The organism is Sphingomonas faeni (assembly GCF_040407565.1).
Lineage (GTDB): Bacteria > Pseudomonadota > Alphaproteobacteria > Sphingomonadales > Sphingomonadaceae > Sphingomonas > Sphingomonas faeni_F.
The window spans coordinates 76,633-102,186 of record NZ_JAPZPR010000003.1 but is presented as its reverse complement, the minus strand read 5'-3'; the positions used below and the strand labels follow the sequence as shown (position 1 = coordinate 102,186).

At 66.1% G+C, this 25,554-nt stretch carries 27 protein-coding genes; 15 read left to right on the top strand and 12 right to left on the bottom strand.

All coding sequences use genetic code 11. From position 1 onward, the window contains the following. The 3 genes from O6Y00_RS07230 (at position 1) to O6Y00_RS07220 (ending at position 2,970) form a co-directional block, all read left to right on the top strand. On the top strand, positions 1–1,350 hold the full coding sequence (locus tag O6Y00_RS07230) for a lanthionine synthetase LanC family protein (RefSeq protein WP_353442245.1): 1,350 nt from the start codon (positions 1–3) through the stop codon (positions 1,348–1,350). 103 nt (positions 1,351–1,453) lie between these two features. After that, entirely contained in the window at positions 1,454–2,239 is a 786-nt protein-coding gene (locus O6Y00_RS07225) for an NUDIX hydrolase (RefSeq protein WP_353441934.1), read from the top strand. Further along, a complete protein-coding gene (locus O6Y00_RS07220; RefSeq protein ID WP_353441933.1) occupies positions 2,239–2,970 on the top strand; it encodes an extensin-like domain-containing protein in 732 nt (243 codons plus the stop codon). The genes O6Y00_RS07225 and O6Y00_RS07220 overlap by 1 nt, the downstream gene beginning before the upstream one ends. A gap of 1 nt (position 2,971) precedes the next feature. Here O6Y00_RS07220 and O6Y00_RS07215 read toward each other — a convergent pair whose 3' ends face one another. The 4 genes from O6Y00_RS07215 to O6Y00_RS07200 all read right to left on the bottom strand — a co-directional run bounded on the left by O6Y00_RS07215 (position 2,972) and on the right by O6Y00_RS07200 (position 5,834). Further along, a complete protein-coding gene (locus O6Y00_RS07215; protein WP_353441932.1) occupies positions 2,972–3,526 on the bottom strand; it encodes a hypothetical protein in 555 nt (184 codons plus the stop codon). Positions 3,527–3,762: 236 nt separating this feature from the next. Continuing rightward, positions 3,763–4,062 (bottom strand): hypothetical protein, encoded by a 300-nt coding sequence (locus tag O6Y00_RS07210; protein ID WP_353441931.1) that lies wholly within the window; start codon positions 4,060–4,062, stop codon positions 3,763–3,765. A gap of 142 nt (positions 4,063–4,204) precedes the next feature. Next, positions 4,205–4,996, bottom strand: coding sequence for a transglutaminase-like domain-containing protein (locus O6Y00_RS07205; protein ID WP_353441930.1), 792 nt, complete (start codon positions 4,994–4,996; stop codon positions 4,205–4,207). An 88-nt stretch (positions 4,997–5,084) separates the two neighbouring features. Beyond that, on the bottom strand, positions 5,085–5,834 hold the full coding sequence (locus tag O6Y00_RS07200; protein ID WP_353441929.1) for a Bax inhibitor-1/YccA family protein: 750 nt from the start codon (positions 5,832–5,834) through the stop codon (positions 5,085–5,087). A gap of 122 nt (positions 5,835–5,956) precedes the next feature. Here O6Y00_RS07200 and thpR point away from each other — a divergent pair, with 122 nt between their 5' ends. Both thpR and O6Y00_RS07190 read left to right on the top strand, forming a co-directional pair. Further along, positions 5,957–6,502, top strand: a complete 546-nt coding sequence (gene thpR / locus O6Y00_RS07195) for an RNA 2',3'-cyclic phosphodiesterase (RefSeq protein WP_353441928.1) — start codon at positions 5,957–5,959, stop codon at positions 6,500–6,502. 44 nt (positions 6,503–6,546) lie between these two features. Continuing rightward, the gene (locus O6Y00_RS07190) at positions 6,547–7,083 is read left to right on the top strand and encodes a superoxide dismutase family protein (RefSeq protein WP_353441927.1); all 537 of its coding nucleotides are present in this window, start codon (positions 6,547–6,549) and stop codon (positions 7,081–7,083) included. A gap of 653 nt (positions 7,084–7,736) precedes the next feature. Here O6Y00_RS07190 and O6Y00_RS07185 read toward each other — a convergent pair. From O6Y00_RS07185 to O6Y00_RS07175, 3 genes are all read right to left on the bottom strand, one after another. Further along, positions 7,737–9,305 carry a spinster family MFS transporter gene (locus O6Y00_RS07185; RefSeq protein ID WP_353441926.1) on the bottom strand — a complete coding sequence of 523 codons (1,569 nt, stop codon included), beginning with the start codon at positions 9,303–9,305 and terminating at the stop codon, positions 7,737–7,739. A 136-nt stretch (positions 9,306–9,441) separates the two neighbouring features. After that, positions 9,442–10,263 (bottom strand): hypothetical protein, encoded by an 822-nt coding sequence (locus O6Y00_RS07180; RefSeq protein WP_353441924.1) that lies wholly within the window; start codon positions 10,261–10,263, stop codon positions 9,442–9,444. Further along, on the bottom strand, positions 10,263–11,471 hold the full coding sequence (locus O6Y00_RS07175) for a TIGR04063 family PEP-CTERM/XrtA system glycosyltransferase (protein WP_353441923.1): 1,209 nt from the start codon (positions 11,469–11,471) through the stop codon (positions 10,263–10,265). Before O6Y00_RS07175 ends, O6Y00_RS07180 begins: the two co-directional genes overlap by 1 nt. Before the next feature lie 84 nt (positions 11,472–11,555). On the opposite strand from O6Y00_RS07175, the gene O6Y00_RS07170 reads away from it, so the two are divergent. From O6Y00_RS07170 to O6Y00_RS07160, 3 genes are read left to right on the top strand one after another with little or no spacing between them, the layout of a single operon-like run. Next, positions 11,556–11,708, top strand: coding sequence for a hypothetical protein (locus O6Y00_RS07170; RefSeq protein ID WP_353441922.1), 153 nt, complete (start codon positions 11,556–11,558; stop codon positions 11,706–11,708). Then, positions 11,701–13,053 (top strand): putative O-glycosylation ligase, exosortase A system-associated, encoded by a 1,353-nt coding sequence (locus O6Y00_RS07165; protein WP_353441921.1) that lies wholly within the window; start codon positions 11,701–11,703, stop codon positions 13,051–13,053. The genes O6Y00_RS07170 and O6Y00_RS07165 overlap by 8 nt, the downstream gene beginning before the upstream one ends. Next, positions 13,050–14,129: an acyltransferase family protein gene (locus O6Y00_RS07160; RefSeq protein ID WP_353441920.1), complete on the top strand. Its 1,080-nt coding sequence runs from the start codon at positions 13,050–13,052 to the stop codon at positions 14,127–14,129. The genes O6Y00_RS07165 and O6Y00_RS07160 overlap by 4 nt, the downstream gene beginning before the upstream one ends. 52 nt (positions 14,130–14,181) lie before the next feature. Here O6Y00_RS07160 and O6Y00_RS07155 read toward each other — a convergent pair whose 3' ends face one another. Then, positions 14,182–14,745: a type 1 glutamine amidotransferase domain-containing protein gene (locus O6Y00_RS07155; protein WP_107961722.1), complete on the bottom strand. Its 564-nt coding sequence runs from the start codon at positions 14,743–14,745 to the stop codon at positions 14,182–14,184. A 182-nt stretch (positions 14,746–14,927) separates the two neighbouring features. Here O6Y00_RS07155 and O6Y00_RS07150 point away from each other — a divergent pair, with 182 nt between their 5' ends. The 5 genes from O6Y00_RS07150 (at position 14,928) to O6Y00_RS07130 (ending at position 19,835) form a co-directional block, all read left to right on the top strand. After that, positions 14,928–15,884, top strand: coding sequence for a DNA topoisomerase IB (locus O6Y00_RS07150; RefSeq protein ID WP_353442244.1), 957 nt, complete (start codon positions 14,928–14,930; stop codon positions 15,882–15,884). Positions 15,885–15,895: 11 nt separating this feature from the next. After that, complete coding sequence (locus tag O6Y00_RS07145) at positions 15,896–17,062, top strand: mechanosensitive ion channel family protein (RefSeq protein WP_353441919.1); 1,167 nt, start codon at positions 15,896–15,898, stop codon at positions 17,060–17,062. A 155-nt stretch (positions 17,063–17,217) separates the two neighbouring features. Beyond that, complete coding sequence (locus O6Y00_RS07140; RefSeq protein ID WP_435368603.1) at positions 17,218–17,652, top strand: MaoC family dehydratase; 435 nt, start codon at positions 17,218–17,220, stop codon at positions 17,650–17,652. A 131-nt stretch (positions 17,653–17,783) separates the two neighbouring features. Continuing rightward, positions 17,784–18,962, top strand: a complete 1,179-nt coding sequence (locus O6Y00_RS07135; protein WP_353441917.1) for an acetyl-CoA C-acyltransferase — start codon at positions 17,784–17,786, stop codon at positions 18,960–18,962. A gap of 390 nt (positions 18,963–19,352) precedes the next feature. Next, positions 19,353–19,835 (top strand): pyridoxamine 5'-phosphate oxidase family protein, encoded by a 483-nt coding sequence (locus tag O6Y00_RS07130; protein ID WP_353441916.1) that lies wholly within the window; start codon positions 19,353–19,355, stop codon positions 19,833–19,835. A 38-nt stretch (positions 19,836–19,873) separates the two neighbouring features. Here the strand turns inward: O6Y00_RS07130 and O6Y00_RS07125 are convergent, their stop codons facing one another. Next, positions 19,874–21,106, bottom strand: coding sequence for a polyhydroxyalkanoate depolymerase (locus O6Y00_RS07125; RefSeq protein ID WP_353441915.1), 1,233 nt, complete (start codon positions 21,104–21,106; stop codon positions 19,874–19,876). A 162-nt stretch (positions 21,107–21,268) separates the two neighbouring features. Between O6Y00_RS07125 and O6Y00_RS07120 the strand changes: the two genes are divergently transcribed. Further along, positions 21,269–23,044, top strand: a complete 1,776-nt coding sequence (locus O6Y00_RS07120) for an ABC transporter transmembrane domain-containing protein (RefSeq protein WP_353441914.1) — start codon at positions 21,269–21,271, stop codon at positions 23,042–23,044. 223 nt (positions 23,045–23,267) lie between these two features. On the opposite strand, the gene O6Y00_RS07115 is transcribed toward O6Y00_RS07120, so the two are convergent. Beyond that, complete coding sequence (locus O6Y00_RS07115; RefSeq protein WP_353441913.1) at positions 23,268–23,606, bottom strand: TfoX/Sxy family protein; 339 nt, start codon at positions 23,604–23,606, stop codon at positions 23,268–23,270. 112 nt (positions 23,607–23,718) lie between these two features. Here O6Y00_RS07115 and O6Y00_RS07110 point away from each other — a divergent pair, with 112 nt between their 5' ends. After that, entirely contained in the window at positions 23,719–24,876 is a 1,158-nt protein-coding gene (locus tag O6Y00_RS07110; protein ID WP_353441911.1) for a saccharopine dehydrogenase family protein, read from the top strand. Here the strand turns inward: O6Y00_RS07110 and O6Y00_RS07105 are convergent, their stop codons facing one another. After that, a complete protein-coding gene (locus tag O6Y00_RS07105) occupies positions 24,877–25,221 on the bottom strand; it encodes a hypothetical protein (RefSeq protein WP_353441910.1) in 345 nt (114 codons plus the stop codon). It abuts the gene before it with no gap. Then, positions 25,211–25,552, bottom strand: coding sequence for a hypothetical protein (locus O6Y00_RS07100; protein WP_353441909.1), 342 nt, complete (start codon positions 25,550–25,552; stop codon positions 25,211–25,213). Before O6Y00_RS07100 ends, O6Y00_RS07105 begins: the two co-directional genes overlap by 11 nt. Positions 25,553–25,554 lie beyond the last annotated feature (2 nt).

Sequence of the window (25,554 nt, the reverse complement as noted above, 5' to 3'; positions counted from 1 at the left end):
ATGCGATCCCTCTACCTCGAAACCGCGTTCGACATCGGCGCCAAGCTCGCGCGCGATGCGGTGTGGGACGGAGCGCGCTGCAATTGGTTCGGGCCGCTGCACGAAGATTTCACGGGAACGCAGGAACTTGGCTGCGGCACGCTCGGGCCGACGCTGTACGACGGCACCGCCGGGATCGGCCTATTCCTCGCCCGCCTGCACAAGGCGACCGGCGACCCGCTCGCCGCACGGACCGCCGCCGGAGCGATCGCGCATGCCCTCGACCGCGCCGCCGATATTCCCGATGCGCTACACCGCGGCGTCTACACCGGCTTTCTCGGCATCGGCTATGCGGCGATCGAGGCCGGCGCCGCTCTCGAGCGTGACGACTTGCATGCTCAAGGTCTGGCGATGGTCCACCGCGCGGTCGCGTTGTCGCCCGACGGACGGCTGGCGATCGACGTGATGTCGGGCAATGCGGGCATCATCCCCGTCCTGCTCGCACTCGGCGCGGCGCACGACGATGCAGAACTCACCGACGCCGCGATCGTCGCAGGCGAACGGCTGCTCGACGCCGCCGAGCCCAGCGAGCGCGGCCTGTCGTGGAATGCGATGGGCGAGATGGCCGAGCTGGTCGACCTGTCGGGGCTGTCCGACGATCTGGTCGCCGACTTCAGGACGCAGCGCCGGCCGAACCTCACCGGATTGTCGCACGGCGCCGGCGGCGTCGGCTGGGCGCTGCTCGAGCTCGCCGCAGCCACCGGCGACGACCGGTTCGCGGCGGCCGGCCGCGCCGCCTTCGCCTATGAGGACAGCTGGTTCGACGCGGCAGCCGATCAATGGCCCGACTTGCGCAGCCATGATCCGGGCACCCCGCTCGGCGCCGCGCCCGCGGCATGGTGCCACGGCGCGGTGGGGATCGGCCTCGCCCGAATTCGCGCCTTCGCGCTCACGGGCGACGCAGGCATGCGAACGGCGATCGAATCGGCATTGCGCATCTCCGCCCGCTCGGTGATCGGTCAGCTCGCGCGACGCAGCGGCAATTATTCGCTCTGTCACGGCGCGGCGGGGGATGCGGAAATCTTTCTCGCCTGGGCGCAGGCCAGCGGCGACGCACAGGCGCGCGCGCTCGTCGACGAAATCGCGCGCCATGGGATCGAGCGCTATGCAGGCGCCGGCCGGCCCTGGCCGTCGGGTACGCCGGGCGCCGGTGAATCGCCCAGCCTGATGCTGGGACTGGCGGGCACAGGGCATTTCTACCTGCGCGCCCACGATCCGGACGCCATTCCGTCGGCATTGCTCATCGCACCGCCGAGTACGGTATCCCACGCGCGACGCGTATCGGACCCTGTCCCAAGGCTGGCGGCATAGGACGGACGCCGGCTTGCCAGGCTCATGGAAATCGCAGCGTATGGCGTGACCGCGGCACCCAATCGACGCTACCCGATCGCCCGTTCGCGCGTTATCCCGAGCGATGACCGATACCCCCGCCAGCCCCGCGATACCCGCGGCCACGCTCGTCGTGTTTCGCCACACCGCGGCCGGACCGCCGGAACTGCTGATGGTCGAGCGTGCCAAGGCGATGGCGTTCGCAGCCGGCGCGCTCGTCTTTCCGGGCGGGCGGATCGATCCAGGCGATCACACATTGGCCACCCGGCTCGGCCGAGTCCGCGGCGGCGATAACGATGATGGTGACCACGACGCGGCACGGATCGCAGCGATCCGCGAAACGATCGAGGAAGTCGGCTTGCCGATCGGCCTGTCGCCGCCGCCGTCGCCAACCGCTTTGGAGACGTTGCGCGCGGCGCTCCATGCCGGAACCGCGTTCAGCGACGCGCTGGCAGTGGCGGAGGTCGAACTCGATCTCCTTGCTCTCGAGTATTTCGCGCGCTGGCGGCCGGCGCATGCGCATGCCCGGATTTTCGACACGCGCTTCTACCTCGCGCGCCTGCCCGGCGACGCCCCCGCCCCGCGCGTCGATGCGACCGAGAATGTCCGGCTGTTCTGGGCGACTGCCGCCGACGTGCTGGCGGAGGCTGATGCCGGCCGCGCGACGATCATCTTTCCGACGCGCCGCAACCTCGAGCGGTTGGCACAACATCGCGATTACGACGCGGCCGTCGCCGATGCCCGAACACATCCGGTCCGGATCGTGACGCCGTGGACCGAAACGCGGAACGGCGTCGAGCATCTCTGCATACCCGACGATCTCGGCTATCCCGTTACGGCCGAGCGCTTGACGGACGCCGTGCGGGGCTGATGCGCGCGTTACGCCGGACGCTCGGATGGCTCGTCGGACTCGCGATCCTGATCGTGCTGGGTATGATGCTCTGGGCGACGATCCGCGGGCGACCGCAGGACCTGCCCTGGACCCCGCTCGATCTCGGCCAGCCGATCGGACTGTTCACCGGCCGCAAGTTGACCACGCTCACCAGCGACTTTCCGCGATGTCGGGCGCTGCTGGATCGGGCCGGCGTGCGCTACACGGTCCTCCCGCCGCGACTGGGCGACGGCCGATGCGGCTATGCCGATGGCGTCCGACTGGCGAACGACGGCGCACGACGGATCGCCTATACGCCGCGGAACCTCGCCATCGCCTGTCCGGTCGCGGCGGCGCTGTCGGTGTGGGAATGGTCGATCGTCCAGCCCGCCGCACAAAAGCATTTCGGGACGCGCGTCGCCAGCATCGACCATTTCGGCAGCTATAGTTGTCGCCGGATCTACGGGCGCGGCGCAGGAAACTGGAGCGAGCATTCGACCGCCGATGCCGTCGATATCGCCGGCTTCCGTTTGGCTGACGGCACGCGCATCACCGTCGCGCGCGATTGGAAAGGCGACGCCGCGAAAGCCGCGTTCCTGCGCGAGGTTCGCGACGGTGCGTGTCGGCTGTTCGCGACGACGTTGTCCCCCGACTACAACGCCGCGCATGCCGACCATCTTCATCTCGACCAGGCCGACCGCGGCGCGCCCGGGTGGCGCGCGTGCCGCTAGGTCAGTTCGCCAGCGTCGTCCCCGAATCGACCTTCTCGACCCAGTAGGGGAAGAATGCCGGTTGTCGGTTCGACCAGCCCGATGCGGTCGCCGCGGCTTCGCTGATCGACTGGAGCAGTTTGCGCCGCAGCTCCGGATGGAGATGCGGAAGCGCCGCGGCGGCGCAGAATGCCGAGGGCAGCCATGGCCGCACTTCCGCGCCGATCAAGCGCTCGTAAAGGAAGCGCAATGCCGAAAAGCTGGTCAGTCGCCCTTGTCCCAGATCGAACGCGACGAGCGTCATCAACGGGGCCAGGAACGGCTCGATGGCGTCGAGGCCGCTGTCGTCCGGGACCATCGCGCGCAAATCGGGAAGCGAATTGTACAGCCGCGCCTGCGCCCGGATGCTGGCCGCCTCGACGACGTCGCGCGACCAACGCTCGGTCGCATCGTCGCGGTCGAGCCCGACATCCAGCGAGCGCCGGATGTAGCGCTGCGTCGCGCTTGGAAAAGCCGCGAATTCCTTCATCTCGGCGAGGGTCATCGACCCCTGTGCCGGTTTCATTCTGGAAGCCATGTCGTCACCCCGCTCTCGTCAAGGAACCGGCAGACTATGCGCTCGGATGGTCAACAACGACCCTATCGCGCGTCATCTTTCCGTAACACCAAGCGACCATGAAAGCTGTTGCGCTGCAACAAGGCTGCGACGAACCGAACGAAACTACGCGATTTGATCGTCTTGCGAAGCGTTTGGGCAACAAAAAAGCGCCGGCCGTTGCCGACCGACGCCCGTTCGTCGAGCAGATGCGAGGGTTACGCCTGCTTTTCGCGCAGCGCCCGCTCGGCATCCTCGTCATAGCCCGACGACTTCGCCGGCTCGCTGCCCGACCCCGGCTGCGTCGCGGAGATCGGATCGCTGCCGTCCATCGACTCGTCGAGACCGTTGTCGAGCCGTGCGTCGGCGCTGTCCGGGTTCTTTTGCAGCCGCTTGGCGATCGACTTGTCCTGGCCCGCTTCCTGGCGCGGATCGCGACCCGAGCTCTTGCCCTCGGCATCCTTGTCGTCGGGCGCTACGGACAGGCTATCCAGCGCGCTCTTGTCTATGTCGGTCATTGCGACGTCCCTTTTTTATCTTGGCGATGACCAACGGTCGAAGCGGCGGAGCGTTCCTGCCCAGGCCCACAACCGTCATCCTGACGAAAGTCAGGACCCAGGGTAACGGGGGAAGCGCTTGTGGCTCTGGGTCCTGACTTCGTCAGGATGACGGAGAGTCGAGCGGCGTGACCTTGACCGTCTGCTCCCACAGATACGCCTGCCCAAACACGGTCATGAACGCGATATCCGTCGCATCACGCCCGACGCAGACCCGCGCGATATCGCTGCAGGTCGCCATCTTGGTCGCATCGATCAGGCGCCAGTCCCCCGCCAGCCACAGCTCCGCCACCGCATGGAAATCGGGCGGATCGACCCCCGGCGCATAGGCCGACACGCACCGCGCCGGGATTCCCCCCGCCCGCGCGAGCGACACCAGCAGATGCGAATAATCCCGACACACCCCCGAGCGCGACGCGAACGTATCGAGCGCGGTCGTTTCCCCGCTGCTCGATCCGCACCGATAGTCGAGCGACTGGTACACCCACTCGGTCAGCGCCGCCGCCAGCGGACCACCTTCCAGCCCGCCGAACTCGCGCGCGACGAAGCCCTCGAACCGGTCCGACGGACAATAGCGGCTCGGCATCAGATACGGCGTCAGTTCGCCATCGAGCATCCGCGGCGGCGTCGCCGGATACAGTTCGAGCTGCACCCGCTCGCGCTTGACCGCAACGATCGCCTTATACTCGGCCGTGAACCGCCCATGCCCGCGCGACCAGCAGCGCTGCCCAATCCCGTCCTCGCCGCGCACCGCCCGGATCGGACTGTCGGACCACAGGGTCAGCGATTCGGACTCGATTTTCTGGTCGGCCATCGCCGCCGCCTCGATCTGGAGGAGCACGTCGGCGTCCCCGGTGATCCCGTAATCCAGACGCACGTCGATCGAGAGCCGCATGGCGCGTCCCATTCCTGTCCCGAGGCCAAAAGAAAAGGGCCCGGCGGTGTCCCGCCGAGCCCTGCGTTCGTCACACCCTTAGCGGGAGTTAGTTGCGGCTGCTACCAAACAGACGCAGCACGAACATGAACATGTTGATGAAGTCGAGGTACAGGCTCAGCGCCGACATGATGACGACCTTGCCGACCATGTCCGTGCCGGCGACCTGCGCATACAGGCTCTTGGTACGCTGCGTGTCGTAGGCGGTGAGGCCCGCGAACAGCAGCACGCCGACGCCGCTGATGACCAGTTGCATGACGCCCGACTGCAGGAACATGTTGATCAGGCTCGCGACCAGCAGGCCGACGACGCCGATGATCAGGAATGTCCCGAACGCCGACAGGTCGCGCTTGGTGGTGTAGCCGTACAGGCTGAGACCAGCGAAACCAGCTGCGGTCGCAAAGAACGCACCTGCGATCGACGTGCCGCTATAGACCAGGAAGATCGTCGACATCGACAGGCCCATCAGCACGGCAAAGCCCCAGAAGAGCATCTGCATCGTGCCGGTCGACATCTTGTTCTGGCCATAGCTCATGCCGAACACGATCGCGAGCGGCGAGAACATGATAACGTACTTCAACATGCCGCCGCTCATGAACACCCGTGCGGCAGGCGACTCCGCGCCGCCCCATGCGAACAGCATCGCGACGATGCCCGTCAGCAGGACAGCCGAGCCCATGTAGTTATACACGGACAGCATGTACGACCGGAGACCAGCGTCATAGGCCTCGGTACGCTGGCCCGTGGCCGTCGTTCCGAACGGCGCGGCGCGGGGCCGGGGGTCAGACCAATTAGCCATTGTGAAATCAGCTCCTTTGTCCGGCATGGTGCCGGTTACGGTGAATATCGTCTTTTACAGGACGCTTTTCAAGCAGAGTGGTTGCATCGGCATGGTGGTTCGCGGTTAACCTGCCGCAATCCATGATCCGCCTTTTCGTCGCCCTCCGCCCGCCGCCCGCTATCCGTCAGAGCTTGCTCGACATAATGGAGGGCGTCCCGTCCGCACGCTGGCAGGACGAGGAACAGTTGCACGTGACGCTCCGCTTCATCGGCGAGGTCGAACGACCGGTCGCGGAGGACGTCGCCGTCGCTTTGAGCCAGATCGTCGCGCCAGCACCACGAGTGTCGCTCACCGGAGTCGGCCGCTTCGAGAAGCGCGGGCGGACCGATACGCTCTGGGCCGGCGTGACGCCGCACGAGGCGCTTGCCGCGCTCCACCGCAAGGTCGACCAGGCATGCGTTCGCGCCGGCCTCCCGCCCGAACACCGCGCCTATCTCCCGCACATCACCGTCGCGCGGCTGGCGCGATCGGCCGGTGTCGGGTTCGCCATCGAAGACTGGCTCGCGACGCATGCCGCGCTGTCGAGCGCGCCCTTCCCGCTACCCCATCTCATACTGTACCAGAGCCATCTCGGCCGCGACGGCGCGACGTACGAACCGGTCGCACGCTGGGCGCTTGGAACCTGACGCGCGGCGGAGGGTTCGCCAGAGTATTAACAGGGAGAGACATTATGCGGATTGCAACACTGGCACTGCTCGGCGCGGCAACGATCGGGCTGACCGCCTGCGAGAAGACCGGCATGGAGACCGGCGCACCTGTATCCGGCGGCCAGCGCGCCACCGCGACGCTCCAGACCGCGACCGGCACCGACGTCGGCCGCGCCACCGCCACCGAAGTCGCGGGCGGCCTCCGCTTCACGCTCGACGCCAAGGCGATGCCCCCCGGCACGCACGGCGCGCACATCCACATGGTCGGCCGCTGCGACGCGCCGGACTTCACGACCGCGGGCGGGCACTGGAACCCGACCAACATGAAGCACGGCAGCATGAACCCGCAGGGCCCGCACGAAGGCGACCTGCCCAACCTCGTGATCGGTACCGATGGCCGCGGCACGATCGGCATCACCATCCCCGGCGCGACGATGGCGGGCCTGATGGACACCGACGGCTCGGCGTTCGTGGTGCACGCGGGTCCCGACGACCTGATGACCGATCCGTCCGGCAACAGCGGTGGACGGATCGCCTGCGGGGTGTTCCAGGCGGGGTAAGCTGCGGACGGAGCCTTGAACGAGCGCCAGCGGGCGCTCGTTCAAGCATCGCACCCGTCCCCCCTCGCCGTCATGCCGGGCTCGTTCCGGCATCTACGGTCCCGCAAACTCGAAAGCCGTGAGCTCCCGGAACAGTGGACCTCGGACCAAGTCTGGGGTGACGGCATGAGTACGCATCCCGCCCCCCCTGCCCCCCTGTCCCCGTTCGTGCTGAGTAGAGACCGAGTAGCTTCGAAGAAGCGTATCGAGGGCTCGTATCGAAACAGAGGTCCAGAGTGCCAACCTCTCCTTCGATACGCCATCGCCATCCGATGCTCACGCAGCTACTCCACGGCTACACAGGACGAACAACAAAAGAGTGGCTCCAGCGACGAACCTCGAACCGCTCGATCCTCCCCGCCAGGGGGAGGCGGCTGGCACTTGCCAGACGGAGGGGGAGGAGAGGGAAACCTCTGTTCCGTGCCTTCCCCCTCCGTCACCTGCGGCGACACCTCCCCCTAGCGGCGGAGGAAATTCAAAACCCATCCCCAGCCGCCCGCGCTCTGCCCCCGTTCGCCCTGAGCGAAGTCGAAGGGCATGCCCCAAGCGTAGGTGCTTCGACTTCGCTCAGCACGAACGGAAGAGGGTAGCCGGGATAGGCTCAATGGGGGCGCTCACACCGCCTCCCCAGCCGCCCTTGCCCGCTCCTCCCGCGTAGCCTCGGCCCCTGGCGCCAGCCGGTACGCCGCCACCGCACAAACCAACGTGATCGGCGTCACCACCAGCAACGACAGCATCCCGATCGACAAGCTCCCGGTCAGCGTCGACACCCGCCCCGCCATGTACGGCCCCAGCGCCAGCCCGATCAGCGTCGTCCCGATGAAGAACGTCGCCGTCGCCGTCCCCCGCATCCGCGGCAACACCATGTCCTGCGTCGTCGCCGCCGCCGCGCCGAGCGCACACGATGCGGTCAACTGCGCCAGGAATATCCCGGTATAGAACGCGGTCGGCGACGATGCGGTGAAGGCAAGGATCAGGAACGGTACCGGCACCACCGCGCCGAAGATCACCACCCACAATCGCCCCGCCGGATTGCGCTGCCGCAACCGGTCCGACACCACGCCGCCGATCGTCAGCCCCAGAAAACCCGCGGTCGCGCCGAGGCTGCCGATCATGAACCCCGCCGACGCCGGCGTCGCACCCAGCTCGCGCAACGCATAGGGCGCCGCCCAGAAACTCGCGGCATAGCTCAGGAACGCGTTCAGCCCGTAAGCTACCACCGTGCACAGGAACGCCGGCGTACCGACGATCAGCGCAAAGGTCGGCGGATCGCGCCGCTTCAGCGCCGACGCCCACGAGAACACCGCATACACGCCGATCCCGATCGCCACCCATTGCGGCCAGGGCTCGCCCGCAGCGACCAGCCCCGACACCGCCGCGACCACCACCGCGAGCGCAACAAGGTTATATCCGAGCGCCCGCGCCCCTCCCATCGCCGCACCGATCAAGGTCAGCGGCGGCACGATCGTTACCAGCTCGGCCCCGAACGCGCGGAACGGCGCCGGATGCTTTTCCGGCTCGGGCAAACCCTCGACCAGCCCACGGATCGGCTCCTTCAACGTCGCGATCCACACCGCCAGCAACAGCCCCGGCACGCCGACCGCCATGAACGCCGCCTGCCAGCCGACCAGCCCGAGCGGTCCGCCGCCAGGATAAGCCTTGTTCCAACCCTGCACGATCAGGCCGCCGATAAACAACGAACAGCCGCCGCCCACGTACAGCCCCGCGGAATAGATCGACAAAGCGGTGGCGCGCAGCCGCTTGGGAAAATAATCGGAGATGATCGAATACGCCGACGGACTCGCCGTCGCCTCGCCGATCCCGACGCCGATCCGCGCGGCGGCAAGATGCCCGCCGGTCTTCGAAAATCCCGACAGCGCGGTCATCACCGACCACAGCGACAGGCCGATCGTCATCAGTCTGACGCGGTGCCAATTGTCCGCCAGCCGCCCGAGCGGAATGCCGAACAGCGAATAGAACACGCCGAAAGCGGTGCCATACAGGAACCCGAGATCCTGGTCCTTGAGCCCCAGGTCGCGCTTGATATCCTCCGCCAGGATCGAGATGATCTGCCGGTCGACGAAATTCAGCACATAGACGAGGAACAGGATCGACAGCACGTACCAGGCGTAGCGCGACGCGCCTTTTTCCGGCTCGCCCACGATGGTTTCGGCACCCGCCATGATCCCTCCTCGTTATAGTTTTCGAGGCATGGGTATCAGAGCCGCGGGACGAGAAACAGCGCTTTCAGCGGTATCGGGTACGCCGTCATTGGAACACGGCGCCCCGGTGGGGTCGGGCGATCCCGACGCGGCGCGTTCAGTGCTTGCCGATACGCCCGCTTCGCAACGCGCCCTGCTCGAGCCGCTGCAACAACGTCTCGATCGTCGGTGGCACGCTCGGCTCGGCCGGTGCGCGTGCCGGTCGGGAGATCGGCGTAGGCGCACTCGGCTCGGGCGTGATCTCGCGCGCAGCATCGACGACGCGCGCGGGCGGTGGCGGGGCGGACGGTGGCGGGGCGGGCGGTGGCGGCGCAGGCGGTGGCGCGGGCGCAGTCACGAACGTATCCGGCTCGGCCGTCGGCGACGCCTCGATCACCGGCGCGGCGATCGTCGCCTGCACCAGCGGCGATACCGGGCGCACCGGCGCCATCGGCACCGGCAGGATCGCCTTCGGATCGAACGCAGCAAGCGGCAGATCGAGATCGACCGGAATCGCCCGTTCGTCGCGCGTCGCCGTGCCGACGCCCACTTCCATCATCGGCGTGCCCAGATCGGCTGCCGACATCGGCTTGCGCGGCGGCGCATCGGGATGCGCGTCGGCGCGGCGGATCACCGGGACGCCGTCCTCGCGCGGCGCCCGCCTCGCGAGCAGTCCGCCAGGTCCGAACAGCAGAAACAGCGACGACCACAGCACCGCTGCGACCAGCACCCCGCCGCCCAGCGCGAGCAGCACGCGCGCCGTCGAGCCCAGCGGCGGCGCGGCGGCCGGCACCAGTGCGGCCACCCCGGTGGTCCAGACCAGGGTTTCCAGCGCGTCGGTCGACAGCAACAGGACCGTGACGGCGGTGATCAAGCCACCCGCCACCGCGCCATACAGCGGCAACGCGCGCATCAGAGTTTGGCGGACAAAGGCGACCATCAGTTTTCCCGTGCTGCGGCCGCGATCAGCCGCTGGTAGACCGGTTCATACCGCAGAATGTTTGACGACCAGTTACGCTCATCCTGCACGAAAGCGCGCCCGCGTGCACGCCGTTCGTCCCAGCCGGAGCGATCCGCGAACATCGTCGCCAGCGCAGCCGCGATCGCCGGCGGATCGTCGGGCGGAAACAGCGTCCCGGTATCGCCGTCGCGGATCAGTTCGCGGTGCCCGCCGACATCCGACGCAGCCACCAGCCGCCCCTGCGCCATCGCCTCGAGCGGTTTGAGCGGCGTGACGAGATCGGTCAGCCGCATGCGCTTGCGTGGATAGGCCAGGATGTCGACCAGCCCGTAATAGCGCTCGACCTCGGTATGCGGCACGCGGCCGATGAAGCGGATCGCGTCGGCGACCGGCGATGCCGCGGCGTGTGCCCGAAGCGCGGCCTCCATCGGCCCGCCGCCGACCATCAACAGCCGTGCGCGCGGCCGCGCCGCGACGAGCGCGGGCATCGCCGCGATCAGGTCGTCGAGCCCTTCGTAATCGTAGAAACTGCCGATGAACCCGACGACGTCGGTCCCGTCGAGACCCAAGTCCGCGGCAAGCGCGTCGTCACGCGGCGGCGCGGTGCCGAACAGGTCGAGATCGACGCCGTTGGGCGACACCATGATCTTGTCCGCATCGATTCCCCGCGCGATCAGATCGCCGCGCAATCCCTCGCAGATCACCGCGACACCGTCCGCGCGCCCGACCGCGAAGGTCTCGAGCATCCGCGTTGCACGATAGCGCAACGATCCCTCCGTGCCCGTCTTGTTGCCGACCGCGGCATCCTCCCAGAACGCGCGGATCTCATAAACCAACGGCAGTTTGCGCTTCCGCGAGACGATCAGCGCGGCGAGCGCATCGATAACGGGCGAATGCGCATGGAGGATATCGGGCTTGAAGGCATCGACCGCCGCCTCGATCCGCCGTGCGAACGTCGCGATCCCGGCGAGTTCGCCGATCGGTCCCGACCGCATGGCGCCCGCGGTGCGGTAGAAGGTCAGCCCGTCGACCGTCTCGACCGAAGCCTGCGCGGCGCCATGCCGCTGCCCGGTAACGGCGGCGACGGTCCAGCCGAGCGCCTCCTGTGCCTTCAGGATGGCACGGGTGCGGAAAGTGTAGCCGCTCTGCAACGGCAGGCCGTGATCGAGGATATGGAGAATGCGCATCGTGCTATCCGCTTGCCACGTCATCGCTTAACGGCGCGTCAACCGGCTGTAACTACAGACCGTTGGCGAAGGGAGGCCGAACCAATGATCGACAATCTCGCGCTCGGCCTCAGCCACGGGCTGATGATGCTCGCCGCATTCCTGCTGCTCCGCCGGCCGGACCTCGATCGAGAGGCCAGCCCGCACGACCATCTCCCCCGGGACAAGTCCGGCAAGAAGCGCCCCCCCCGTGCGTGATCTTGCGTTCATCGCCTTCCTCGTCGCGTTCTTCGGGATGGGATTCAAGCGGCCGTTCCTGCTGGTGCTGGTCTATGTCTACATCGACATCGTCTCGCCGCAGCGGCTGACCTATCTGCTGCTGAACACCGTGCCGATCTCGCTGATCGCGGTCGCGCTCGCGGTCGGCGGCTGGATGGTGGCGGACGACAAGCGCGATACGCGGGTCGGCGCGCGCCAGGTCCTGATCGTGCTGCTGCTGCTCTATTGCTGGGCGACGACGATGGGCGCCGAATTCGCCGTCGAGGCCCAGGAGAAATGGGACTGGGTGTGGAAGGCGCTGATCTTCGCGGCCTTCCTGCCGCTGACGCTGCGCACCCGCCTGCGGATCGAATCGCTGCTGCTGTTCATGATCCTGTCGGCCTCGTCGATCATCATCGTCGGCGGGATCAAGACGCTTGCGAGCGGCGGTGGCGGCTATGGGCAGCTGAACCTCATGGTCGACAATAATTCGGGATTGTACGAAGGCAGCACGATCAGCGCGGTCGCGGTGGCGATCATCCCTATCATCTTCTGGTTCATGCACCACGGCACGATCTTCAAACCCGACTGGCGGGTGAAGGGATTCTGCCTGGCGCTGGTGTTCGCCTGCCTGCTGATCCCGGTCGGCACCTCGACCCGTACCGGACTCCTGTGCATCGGCCTGCTCGCGTTGCTGTCGATCCGCAACGTGAAGCGCAAGGTCGCGTATCTGGCGATGCTGGGCGTGCTGGGCGTAGCGGCGATCCCTTTCCTGCCGTCGACGTTCACCGACCGGATGAACACCATCAAGACCTATGACGCCGACGAGTCCGCATCGACGCGGTTGGCGGTGTGGAAATGGACGATCGACTACGCCAAGACGCATCCGTTCGGCGGCGGCTTCGAGGCGTATCGCGGCAACCATATCCGCTACGACCTGAAGAGCGTCGCAGGCGCAGGTGCAGGGGCTGCGGCGGCCCCGCGGGTAGAGATCGACAAGGCGCGTGCGTATCACAGCGCCTATTTCGAAATGCTCGGCGAACAAGGCTATTTCGGGCTCGCGCTTTGGCTCGCGATCAACCTGATCGGCGTCGTCCGCATGGAGACGTTGCGCCGCCGCTACCGCCATGCGGAGGGGGAGTTTGCATGGGCAAGCCCCCTCGCCGCGGCGTTGCAGAGCGGCCATCTCGTGTATCTGCTCGGCGCGGCGTTTATTGCGATCGCGTTCCAGCCGTTCATCTACATGCTGATCGGCGCGCAGATCGGGCTGGACACCTATCTGTCGCGCAAGCGCAGCGAACAGGCGTTCCGCTCGATGCGACGCGAAGTGCCGTCGCCAGCGTGATCGACCGGGCGCCCGGCGACGAACTGCGCGCACTGACCGGGGTCCGGGGACTCGCCGCATGGTTCGTCGTCCTCTACCACCTTCGGCTATCGATCGGCGGACTGCCATCGGTGCTGCAGGCCATCTTGGCCAAGGGCTACCTCGCGGTCGACTTCTTCTTCCTGCTGTCGGGGTTCGTGATCTGGCTGACATGGAACGCGCGCATCCGGGTCGGCGGCATCGCGAGCGTGTCCCGGTTCCTGCAGAAGCGCATCGCTAGGATCTGGCCGCTGCATCTCGTCGTGCTTGGCGGTGCCGTCGCGCTCGCGCTGGTGTTGCGCGCGACCGGTCGCAGCGACCCGCAATTCGTCTTCCCCGAACTGCCGCTGCATATCCTGCTGCTCCAGAACTGGGGCTTCACGCAACACCTCAGCTGGAACGACCCGGCCTGGTCGATCAGCGCGGAACTGGCCGCGTACCTGCTGTTTCCGCTGTTGGTTATGGTTGTCGACTGGCGCCGTCTGCACACCCTTTTACTGATAGCGATCGCAGCGGCCACGTTGCTCGTCCTGCATCTGGCGATGGCCGCGCCAACGCTCGGCACGGACATCCCGCGCTACGGGCTTCTGCGGTGTTTGACCGAATTCACCACCGGTGGCATCGTCTGCGCGCTGTGGATGCGCTGGCGGGGCACTGGGGTTTCTCCGTACGTGGCCTTGGCTGTCGTGGCGCTGACGGCGCTTTGGGCCATGGGAACGCCCGAAACGCTGATCGTCCCCGCGCTCTTCGCTGCCACCCTGCTGCTGTTGGCGTTAACGGCAGGCCGAGCGCACAATCCGTTCGAAACGCGTATGACGCATTACCTCGGCGAGATCAGCTACGCGACGTATCTCAGCCATTTCATCCTGTGGAAGGCGTTCAAGCTGGCGTTCGTGAGCAACGCGACCGCCGTCTCGCCAGCTATGATCGCGCTCTACCTCGGCTTGGTCCTGCTAGCTTCGATGGCTCTCTACCATCTGATAGAACGCCCGGCCCAACGCTGGCTCAACAGGCTCCCCTCCCGCATGCGGAAGGGGTCGGGGGAGGGGCGGCCATAAAGGTCGACACCCACTCCCCCCCTACCCCCCCCGCAGGCGGGGGGAGAACAGGTCAGTCGACCGGCTCGTCAGCCAGTTCCTCTTCCAGCGCCGCGATGATCGCCTTGTTGAACGCGGGGATATCGTCGGGCTTGCGGCTGGTAATCAAATTGCCGTCCACGACAACCTCCTCGTCCACCACATCCGCGCCCGCATTCTCCAGGTCCGTGCGGATCGACGGGAAGCTCGTTACGCGGCGACCGTCGATCACGTCCGCCTCGGCCAGCAGCCACGGCGCATGGCAGATCGCGGCGATGATCTTCCCGTCTTCCATGAACTCGGTGATGATCTCGATCGCGCGCTCCTGCTGGCGCATCGTGTCCGGGTTGGCGACGCCGCCCGGCAGCACCAGCGCGTCGTAATCGTCGGTATCGACCTCGTCGAGCGTCAGGTCGGGCGTCGCCGTTTCGGCCTTGTTGATGTCGCCCTTCATGCCCTGGATCGGGTCGGTCTTGATCGACGCGAGCGTTACTTTCGCGCCCGCCGCCTCCAGCGCTTTGCGCGGTTCGAACAGTTCGACGGTCTCGAAACCATCGGCAGCGAGCATCAATACGCGAGCTTGGGAAAGATCGGCCATGTCATGTCTCCAGTGAAATCCCGTGCCCCCTCAACACCGCGCCGCGCCCGTCGTTCCGGAACGATGCGCGTTCCCGAACATTTCCAAAGACAGCCAGAATTATACCGCCCCAAGGGACCACCGCATTGCCCATCAAGATCGTGTATTCCGACGACTCCAAGCCCGGCATCACCCGCAAGAAGATGCGGAACGGCTGGGGCTATTGGGATGCCAAGGGCGAACGCATCACCGACCGCGACGAGATCGACCGGCTGAACGCGGTTGGCCTGCCCCCCGCCTACCGCGACGCCTGGTTTTGCCCCAAGCCCAACGGCCATATCCAGGCGGTCGGCTGGGACGAGAAGGGGCGCAAGCAATATCGTTATCACCTCGGTTTCCGCGAGGCGCAGGAGGCGGCAAAGTACGAACGCTGCGCCGATTTCGGCCACGCGCTCCCCAAGATTCGCAAGGCGGTCGAAGCTGATCTCCGCAAGCGCTCGCTGACCCGTGAACGCGCGGTCGCCGCGGTCATCCGCCTGCTCGACGGCGGCCACATCCGCATCGGCAACGAAGCCTATGCCGAAGCGAACGAGAGCTTTGGCGCCACCACGCTGCGCAAGCGCCACGGCGAGGTGAAGGGGTCGACGCTGAAGCTCCAGTACAAGGGCAAGTCCGGCAAGATGCGGACGCTCAGGATCACCGACCGCTCGCTCAGCAGCTTCGTCAAGAAATGCCAAGACCTCGACGAACAGCATCTGTTCGCATGGCTCGACGATGCCGGCATCGCGCACCCGGTCACCTCGACCGACGTCAACTGCTACATCCGCGACGTCACCGGCACCGATTTCACCGCCAAGAATTTCCGTACCTGGGCCGCCAGCGTCGCCGCGTTCGAGGCACTCGCGTCGGCCGAGCGCGACCTCAGCCTCAAGACGATGCTCGAACCCGTTGTAGCCCGCCTCGGCAACACCCACGCGATCGCACGAAAAAGCTACGTCCACCCGTCGCTGATCGCGCTGGTCAAAACTGGCCAATCAACTTTCCGCAAGGCGCTCCGCCTCCCCCGCGCCAAGCGTTACATGAGCCGCGAGGAATGTGGCCTGATCACCTTCCTCGAAGCCGGCACGCCCGCCGTTGCAACCATCGCAAAAGCGGCCTGACGAGTATCTCCATGACCAATACCACTGCCGCCGCCAAGCAACCGATCTTCGACGCGGGCGACGTCGGCGACCAGGCGCAGGGCTTCGTCACCGCCAGCGTCGCCTGGGTCCAGGCCTATTGGCTCCAGATCCTGATCGCCTTCGGGATCGGCGCGGTCATCGTCATCGTCCTCCACACCGCGCGCCGCTTCGGCAGCAAGCTCTGCGAACGCCCGCGCGCGCTCAACGGCTGGGGCATCGTCGTCGGCAAGGCGATCGCCCGCACCGGCAATTTCTTCATCGTCATGCTGGCCGCCAAGCTGGTCGACGGATACTCCGCCGCCCCCGGCGAAGTCGCGACGACGATCAACTTCCTCTTCACCGTCGCCGCGGTGTTCCAGGCCGCTGTCTGGGTCCGCGAGATCATCCTCGGCGCGATCGAGCACCGCACCCAGTCCGAACATTATTCGGGTGAAGCCCTACTTTCGGCGATGGGCCTGATCCGCCTGCTCGTCACGTTCGTGGTGTTCGCAGTCGCACTGGTGGTGGTGCTCGACAATCTTGGCGTCAACGTCACCGGCCTCGTCGCGGGCCTCGGCGTCGGCGGCATCGCGATCGGCCTCGCCGCGCAGGGCATCTTCGCCGACCTGTTCGCCGCGCTCGCGATCATCTTCGACCGCCCATTCCGCCGCGGTGACTCGATTAGCTACGACACCGCTTCGGGCAGCGTCGAGGCGATCGGCCTCAAATCGACGCGCATCCGCGGCATCGACGGCGAGGAGCGCGTGATTTCGAACAAGAACCTCCTCAACAAGGAGATCCTCAACAACACGCAGCGCAACCACCGCCGTGCGAAGTTCGTCATCGGCGTCACCTATTCGACGCCCCCGGAAGTCTGCTCGCGCATCCCCACGATGCTCAAGGAGATCGTCGAAGCCAACGACAAGATCTTCACCCGCGCCGGCTTCACCGGCTTCGGCGCGTCGAGCCTCGATTTCGAGGTCCAGTTCGACAGCAAGGGCCCCGATTACGCGAGCTTCTACGATGGTCGCACCGCAGTCGGCATCGCGATCCTGAAGCGCTTCAACGACGAAAAGATCGAGATCGCCTTCCCAACTCAGGTGAATATGATGGCCGCCCCGGATGGCTCGGTCGTGATGCCGTATCCCGAAGGCAGACCAGCACGCACCGAGGTTTAGAATATCGGGTTCGCACCCGCACCTTAGCAATTACGGGTTTTTCTACTTTTAGGTTGGCCGAGGCTTGCAGGAGCCTTGCCGACGCGCTTAGAGACGCACCAGCGCTCAGTGCCAACCAGAAGGGGAATGCCGTGGCGACGATCACCACCACCGAGATGCAGGGCCGCGTCGGCACCGAAACGGTGTCCGACTGGGTCGAGGTCACGCAGGCCATGATCGACAAGTTCGCCGACGCGACCGGCGACCACCAGTTCATTCACATCGATCCCGCACGCGCGGCGCAGACTCCCTTTGGCGGCACGATCGCGCACGGCTTCCTGACGCTGTCGCTGATGCCGCTGCTGTCGTCGAAAGTCCCCGACGCGCCGACCATCGAGGGTGCCAAGATGGGCGTCAATTACGGCGGTAACTCCGTCCGTTTCCTCACGCCCGTCCGCTCGGGCTCGAAGGTACGCGGGCGGTTCAAGCTGCTCTCGTTCGACGAAAAGCGCCCCGGCCAGTGGCAGCAGACCAACGCCTTCTCCGTCGAGATCGAAGGCCAGGAAAAGCCCGCGCTGATCGCCGAATGGATCAGCCAGGTCTTCGTCTAAACTAATTCCCCTCCCGCTTGCGGGAGGGGTCAGGGCAGGGTCCGAGATAGCCGCGATTGCGCCGGCCGCTTGGGCCACCCCCTCCCCCAACCCCTCCCGCAAGCGGGAAGGCAGCAGATAAGGATAACATCATGCGTTCAGCCGTCATCGTCTCCACCGCCCGCACCCCGATCGGCCGCGCCTATCGCGGCGGCTTCAACAACACCCCGGCCCCCACGCTCGCCTCGCATTCGATCAAGGCCGCGGTCGAGCGTGCCGGGATCGACAGCGCGGAAGTCGACGACGTTGTCTTCGGTTGTGCGCTCCAGCAGGGTCACCAGGCCGGCAACATCGCCCGCACGTCGCTGCTGCGTGCCGGCCTCCCCGTCACCGTCTCGGGCATGTCGGTCGACCGCCAATGCGCCTCCGGCCTGATGGCGATCGCCACCGCCGCCAAGCAGATCATCACCGACAACATGGACATCACGATCGGCGGCGGCGTCGAGAGCATCAGCCTCGTCCAGACCCCGCAGATGCGCGTGGCCCCCGATCCCCAGCTGATCGCGATGCACAAGGACGTCTACATGCCGATGCTGCAGACCGCCGAGGTCGTCGCCAAGCGCTACGGCATCAGCCGCGATGCGATGGACGCCTACGCGCTCCAGTCGCAGCAGCGCACCGCCGCAGCGCAGGCCGCCGGCTATTTCGACGCCGAAATCGTGCCAGTCGATGCCAACATGGCCATCGTCAACAAGGAGACGAAGGAAGCCACGTACAAGGACGTGACGATTACCAAGGACGAGGGCAACCGCGCCGACACCACGCTGGAAGGGCTCCAGTCGCTCAAGCCAGTCATGGGTCCCGACTTCACCATCACCGCGGGCAACGCATCGCAGCTGTCGGACGGCTCGTCGTCGTCGGTGTTGATGGAAGAGAAGATCGCCTCGCAGCGCGGTCTCCAGCCGCTCGGTCGCTATGTCGGCATGGCAGTCGGCGGCACCGAACCCGACGAGATGGGCATCGGCCCGGTCGTGGCGATCCCCAAGCTGCTCAAGCGCTTCGGCCTCAAGATGGACGATATCGGTCTGTGGGAGCTGAACGAGGCGTTCGCGGTGCAGGTCCTGTACTGCCGCGACAACCTTGGCATCCCCGACGAGCTGCTCAACGTCAGCGGCGGCGCGATCTCGATCGGCCACCCCTACGGCATGACCGGCGCCCGCGCGACCGGCCACGCGCTGATCGAAGGCAAGCGTCGCGGTGCGAAGTATGTTGTCGTCACGATGTGCGTCGGCGGCGGCATGGGCGCAGCCGGGTTGTTCGAAGTGCTGTGACCTTGAAATCCACGCCGGTGTAGCGCATGTACTGTACCGGCGTTGCATACACCGCCTTTCTTGTCTGAGCCTCGGTCGTGCTAGCGGCCGGGGCTCAATACGTTTGGGACTCGACTGCTAGATCGAGCCCCTCCCGTGCACCTAGCCTTTGCGTGACACTTCGATGATCTTCACGACTAATGTCGCGAAGGCGAAGAGCATGCCGAGGATGAGGCACAGATCGGCAAGCTGCATACACCTTACCTTTCTTGGTTCGGCAGCAGAACTACTGCCATCGCTATCATGGCGCCCTCCACACGCTTTCACCAAGCGGCATCGCGTAACGGTACGCGCAACCAACCTCCGCCCCGCCCGTTCTCAGTGGCAATCCAAGCCAAGAGGAGAATGACGATGGCCGACAAGGATACCCCGCAGGAAGTCGCAGCGAAGTTCATCGAGAAGCTGAAGGCCAGCCCGTTCGTGATGATCGGCCTGCATGACGGCCAGCATTCCGAGCCGATGACCGCGCAGATCGACGACGATCAGCCCAACACGCTGTTTTTCTTCGCCGGCCGCGACAACCGCATCGCCAAGGGCGGCGCGGCGATGGCGCAGTTCGTCGGCAAGGGCCATGATTTCTTCACCTGCATGGCGGGCGACGTCTCGACGTCGAACGACCGCGCCCAGATCGACAAGCTCTGGAACAATCAGGTCGAGGCCTGGTTTCCGGGCGGCAAGGAAGATCCCAACCTGACGCTTCTGCGCTTCGACATCGACAGCGCCGAGCTTTGGGAAACCGATATCTCAGTCGGCGGCCGCCTCAAGATGCTGTTCGGCGGCACGATCCGTTCGGACGAGTCGAGCAGCCACGCGGTGGTGAACTCGATCGCCTGAGCCAGCTATGGGCAGCCCGTACTGGGCTGCCCATTTTCTTACCCGTTCGCGGTGATGAACTCTTCCACTACCGGCGCGATCTTCTCCCGCCAGCGCGTACCGTTGAAGATGCCGTAATGGCCAGCACCTTCCGCCATGAGGTAACGCTTCTTCTCGTCGGGTAGCGCAGTCGCCAGCGTCAGCGCCGCCTTCGTCTGCCCCAACCCCGAGATGTCGTCGCGCTCACCCTCGACCGCGAGCAGGCCAATGTCGGTGATCGCGGCCGGATCTACCAGCCGACCACGATGCGTCATGATCCCCCGCGGCAGCGCATGGTTCTGGAACACGACGTCGATCGTCTGGAGATAGAATTCCGCGGTCATGTCGCAGACCGAGCGGTATTCCTCGTAGAAATCCTGGCTCTGCGACGCGCTCTCGCCATCGCCCTGAACGAGATGCTTATACATTTCCCAATGCGAGACCATGTGGTTGCCCAGATTCATCGACATGAACCCGGCAAGCTGCAGGAATCCCGGATACACCTTCCGCCCCGCACCCGGATAATTGCCCGGCACGGTCGCGATGACGTTCTGCTCGAACCATGCATGCGGCCGCTCGGTCGCCAGCGTGTTCACCGCGGTCGGCGCCTCGCGCGTATCGACCGGACCGCCCATCATCGTCAGCGTCTTGGGACGGCACGGGTTCTTGTCCGCACTCATCAGCGCGACGGCGGCGTAGCAGGGGACCGAGGGTTGGCAGACGGCCAGCATGTGCGTGCCCCCCTGCCCTTCGTTCGGACCGATCTGCTCGAGGAATGCGATCAGATAATCGATATAGTCGTCGAGATCGAACCGCCCCGCCGACACCGGCACGCTGCGCGCATCGCGCCAGTCGGTGATATAGACGTCGGCGAACGGCAGCATCCGCTCTACCGTACCGCGCAGCAGAGTCGCGTAATGCCCCGACATCGGCGCCACGATCAGCAGCTTCGGACCGCCGTCGACGCCATCACGCACGAAGCGCTTCAGCTGCCCGAAATCCTTCCGCAACACGATCTCCTCGCGCACCGCGACCTCGCGGCCGTCGATCGTCGTCGTGTCGAGCCCGAACGCCGGCTTCCCCCGCGTTGCATTCGCGTGTGCGAACACTTCGAGCGCCGATGCGACCACCGTGCCGCCGCCCAAATAGGCGAACGGGTTTGCCGGATTGTTGAGCATATCCGCGCCGAAGCTCGCCATCTTGCTGGCGCCGGCCATCATCGAACGCTGGAATTCATAGGCATCGTAGAGCATGCGGTATCCTCTCGCCTCATCGGGCTTTGCACGGTGGTAACGCAATTTTGCCGCAGTGCAACGCGCGATCGATCGACACTCGGCTCCGCGCGACGGGATCGGCGCTCTTCAGAACGCGCGGTTCTCGTTGAGCGCCACCCCCGCCACTGCTAGGTCGCGCGCATGGCCAAGCCGATACCCGAAGAAAAGACGTCCCGCCGGATCGGCGATCTCGCGATGGTGTGGCGCCACGCCGCCAACTATCCCCACCAGATCGCGTTCGCCTGCTTGGCCCTGCTGACAACGTCGGCGGCGACGATCGGCATCCCATACGGGTTCAAGCGCGTAATCGATCGCGGCTTCGGCCCGGGCGAAAGCGGGTCTGTCGGCGCTTCGTTCCATTACCTGCTGATGATCGTCGTAGTCCTCGCACTCGCGACCGCGGTCCGCTTCTATTACGTTTCGTGGCTTGGCGAGCGCGTCGTCGCGGACATCCGCACCAACGTCCAGCGCCACCTGCTCCGCCTGACACCGCGCTTCTTCGAGGAGAACCGCCCGTCCGAGATCGCCTCGCGCCTCACTTCGGATACCGCGCTGATCGAACAGGTAGTCGGCAGCACGGTCTCGATCGCGCTGCGCAACACCTTCACCGGGATTGGCGGGCTGATCTACCTGTTCGCGATCTCCCCGAAACTCGCGGGCATGCTGATGATCGGCATCCCGCTGATCATCCTGCCGATCGCGCTGCTCGGCAAACGCGTCCGCAATTACTCGCGCACCTCGCAGGACCGGGTCGCTGACGTCGGTTCGATCGCCACCGAGACGCTCGGCGCGATGAAGGTCGTGCAGGCGTTCGGGCAGGAAGACCGCGAGGCAATCCGCTTCTCAGACGCAGTCAGCGCGACCTTCGCAGCCGCTCGAGCACGGATCATGCTCCGCGCCGTGATGACAGCAATCGTGATCGGCCTCGTCTTCGGATCGATCACATTGGTCCTGTGGGAAGGCGCGATCGACGTCGCCGCCGGCCGCATCAGCGGTGGCGCGATCGCCGCGTTCGTCCTGACCGGAGGGATCGTCGCGGGCGCGTTCGGCGCGCTGACCGAAGTGTACGGCGACCTGCTGCGCGGCGCCGGTGCGGCCGGGCGCCTGTCCGAACTCTTGCGCGAAAAGCCCGAGATCGCCGCGCCCGCCAACCCGGTCGCGCTGCCGCAGCCACCGCGTGGCGCGCTCGCGTTCGAGGGGGTGCAGTTCCACTACCCGACGCGCCGCGACGTCGCCGCGCTCAACGGCTTCTCGCTCGACGTGAAGCCGGGCGAGACGGTCGCGGTCGTCGGTCCCTCCGGTGCGGGCAAGACAACCTTGTTCCAACTGGTCCAGCGCTTCTACGACCCCGACGCCGGCCGCGTGACGCTCGACGGCATCGACCTGCGCGACGCCGACCCGGCGGAAGTCCGCGCCCGCATCGCGATGGTCCCGCAGGAGACGATCATCTTCGGCGCCTCGGCCCGCGACAATCTCCGCTACGGCGACTGGTCCGCGACCGACAACCAGCTCTGGGCCGCCGCCGAAGCCGCCAACGCCGCCGAGTTCCTGCGCAAGCTGCCCGAGGGCTTGGACACGTTCCTCGGCGAAGGCGGCGCACGGTTGTCCGGCGGCCAGCGCCAGCGCGTGACGATCGCCCGCGCCCTGCTCCGCGATGCGCCGATCCTGCTGCTCGACGAAGCGACGAGCGCGCTCGATGCCGAGAGCGAGCGGCTGGTGCAGGAAGCGCTCGAACGACTGATGGCGAACCGTACCACGCTGGTCATCGCGCACCGCCTCGCCACCGTGCGCGCGGCGGAGCGGATCATCGTGATGAACGACGGGCAGATCGTCGAGGAAGGGTCGCACGGTTCGCTGATGACCAACAGCGGTCTCTACGCGCGGCTGGCGAGCCTGCAGTTCAACGAGGCGGCTTAGGCGCGATCGCCGACAAGGCGTTTAGGTCGCGACAGTCCACAAGCGCTCCGTTTCCCCGGGACTAGGTAGGTAATCTTACCCGACCAGCAAGCACCTCCCCGGCGGAGGCCGGGGTCCAGTTGGGAAACGTCGATGACGACGGCTGCGCGCCGTTACCGCGGCCTCACCACCTGGGCCCCGGCCTTCGCCGGGGAGGTGCACGCGTTTGAGAACGAGCGGCGTCCTAGCCCTTCTGGCCCTTCGCCTTCTTCGGCTTCGGCACAGGCAGTTCCGCAGTCGATATCCGGACGAGGTCCGTCAGCCAGTCCGCATCGTCCCACCGATCGGCGTCGACCAGCAGGCACGGCTTCGCGCCGGGATAGGGCGGCGCTTCGTCGATTGTTCCCGCAAACGCGCGCCCGCCTGGGGTCGGCTTCACGAACAACTGGTCGTCACAGATCAAGCCGACCATTTTGCCATCGCAATAGAGCCCGTATTCGCCGAACATCGGCTTTGCGGAGACGTCGCCGGCGCCAGCGAGCTGGTCGACGATGAACGCCACGGTTTTCGGATCGGATGCCATGTGCCAACAGTCGCAGATCGACGCCTACTTGGCGAGGCATCCTCCGTGCGAGCGTTTCGCTTGCGATAGCACAGCCCCGCGCGCAAACTTGGCGGCAAAAGAGGAGACGGACATGCGTGACTTTGACATCGTCATCTATGGCGCGACCGGGTTCACCGGGCGGCTCGTCGCCGAATATATCGTCCAGACATATCCTACCGGCGTTCGGTGGGCGATGGCGGGGCGCTCGCTGTCGAAGCTGCAAGAGGTCCGCGACCTCATCGGCGCGCCAGCCGATACAGCGCTGATCACCGCGGACTCCGATGACCCAGCCAGCCTGCGCGTGATGGCCGAACGCGCCACCGTCGTCGTTTCCACGGTGGGTCCGTATCAGCTGTACGGCTCGAACCTCGTTGCCGCCTGCGCTCCGACCGGCACCGGCTATGTCGACCTGTGCGGTGAGCCGGCATGGATGCGCCACATGATCGACGCGCACGAGGGCGAGGCGACGCGGACCGGCGCGCGGATCGTCTTCTCGTGCGGGTTCGACTCGATCCCGTTCGATCTCGGCGTACTGACATTGCAGGAAGCGGCGAAGGCCAGATACGGCGTCCCTGCGCCTCGCGTCAAAGGTCGCGTGCGGAAAATGCAGGGGACGTTCTCCGGCGGCACCGCGGCGAGCCTCAAGGCGACGCTTGCCGCCGCCGCGCGCGATCCCGGTATCGTCAAGCTGCTGACCAGTCCCTTCGCGCTGACCCCCGGCTTCCACGGGCCGCATCAACCGACCGGGCTGCTCCCCGAATACGACACGACCATCTCCGCGTGGGTCGCGCCGTTCGTGATGGCGCCGATCAACACCAAGAACGTTCACCGCACCAATTTCCTGCTCGGCGAGGCCTATGGTGCGGACTTCGTCTACGACGAGATGATGGTCGCCGGATTGGGCGATCTCGGCAAGGTCGCGGCGGAAGCGATCGCCAGGTTCAATCCGTTCTCGGGCGAAAAGGGGCCCAAACCCGGCGAAGGCCCGTCGAAGGAGGAGCGCGATGCCGGCCATTACGACCTATTCTTCGCGGGCATCATGCCCGACGGCGAGCGGATCGACGTAGTCGTCACCGGTGACCGCGATCCCGGCTATGGCTCGACCAGCAAGATGATCGCCGAAGCGGCATTATGCTTGGTGCAGGACGTGCAGGGCGATGGCGGGATCTGGACGCCGGGGGCTTTAATGGGTGCGAAACTGCGCGACCGGCTCGTGGCGAAGGCGGGCCTTACCTTCACCGCAGGCTGATCAGCCGCGGAAGAACAGAGTCGCGGTCCCTGCGATGGTCACCGAAAGCAGGATCGCGATCGGCACCAGGAACCGGTTGCGACGCTCGGCAGCGGCATGATGTGCGGCAAGGTCGAAATAGAAGCGGCCGGGGGCGGTTTGTCGGACGATGCCCTCGCGGCGTAACTTTTCGAAGGTAGCACGCTCGCGTGGACCGCGTGGCACGAACCCGATCACGTCGTCCGGACCGATTGCGTGGCGTGCCAGGAACAACGGCGCGATCGTTCCGCGAATCCGGTGGGGGCGCGTTTCCATCGTCGGATCGGCCGGCGCACGGCGCGTGTCGGGCATAAGCCTATTCGGCAAGCGCAAAGACCGTGGCCGCCGCAGCCGCGCTCGCGACCACTCCCGACGTAGCAATCGCCGCGGCTCGCCGACGCACCGCCCCGCGAAACGCTCCAAGCTTGCGGGCATCGAGGTGATAGCGCCCCGCGCCGTTGCCGACGATCGCACCATAGGCGCATAGCCGCCGGAACGTCCGCGCATCCTTCGCAACGTATAAAATCGCACGATCGGGCGAGGTCGCCGCCGCAGCGACGAAATCGTTGACGATCCGCCGTCGCGATCGCCCTAGCCCAAGTCCCCACATGCCCATCTCCCCGGCGAACGCGTCGCATAGCGCGGGGGGCTTGCGCAAAT